The 720-nt window shown below is 67.8% G+C and carries 1 protein-coding gene; it reads left to right on the top strand.

Annotated elements, in window-relative coordinates; genetic code table 11:
* Positions 1 to 720, top strand: a 720-nt coding sequence (locus tag P3H15_RS54265; RefSeq protein ID WP_276144865.1) for a transposase, incomplete at both ends; no start/stop codon positions are given.

The following is a 720-nucleotide window of genomic DNA, read 5'->3' as shown; positions in this document are numbered from 1 at the left end:
TGCCCGGACTGGCGATGCGCCGCATCGCCGACCTGTACCCCGGACAGGCGAAAACAGACGCCAGAGACGCGTTCATCATTGCCGATACCGCCCGCACCATGCCACACACCCTGCGCCGGGTCGATACCGGCGACGAGGCCCTCGCCGAACTCGAGGTCCTCGTCGGATTCGACGACGACCTCGCCGGCGAGGCCACCCGGGTCAGCAACCGCATCCGCGGACTCCTCACCGGAATCCATCCAGCGCTCGAACGGGTCCTCGGCCCCCGCATCGCCCATCCGGCGGTCCTCGAGATCCTCTCCCGCTGCGGGGGACCCGCCGGAATCCGCAAGGCAGGCAAACGCAAACTCAGCGCGATCGCGGTCAAACACGCACCCCGCATGGGCACCCGACTCGTCGGCGAAATCCTTGCCGCCCTCGACGAGCAGACCGTAATTGTCCCCGGCACCCAGGCCGCCGAGACAATCCTCCCCAAACTCGCCGACACCCTGAAAGAGACTCTCCAGCAACGGAAAGCGGTCGCCGAGGACGTGGAGAGGTCCCTCGATGACCACCCTCTTTCCCGGGTCCTGACCTCGATGCCCGGCATCGGTTTCAGGACTGCAGCCCGGATCCTGATCGAGGTCGGCGACGGCTCCGCCTTCGCCTCCGCCGCCCACCTTGCCGCCTACGCCGGCATCGCACCGGTCACCCGCAAATCGGGCTCCTCGATCCGTGGTG

Origin of the sequence: Rhodococcus sp. T2V (assembly GCF_029269925.1) — a bacterium.
Lineage (GTDB): Bacteria > Actinomycetota > Actinomycetes > Mycobacteriales > Mycobacteriaceae > Rhodococcus_F > Rhodococcus_F koreensis.
The sequence above is the reverse complement of the archived record's forward strand: the minus strand, read 5'-3'. Positions and strand labels throughout refer to the sequence as shown.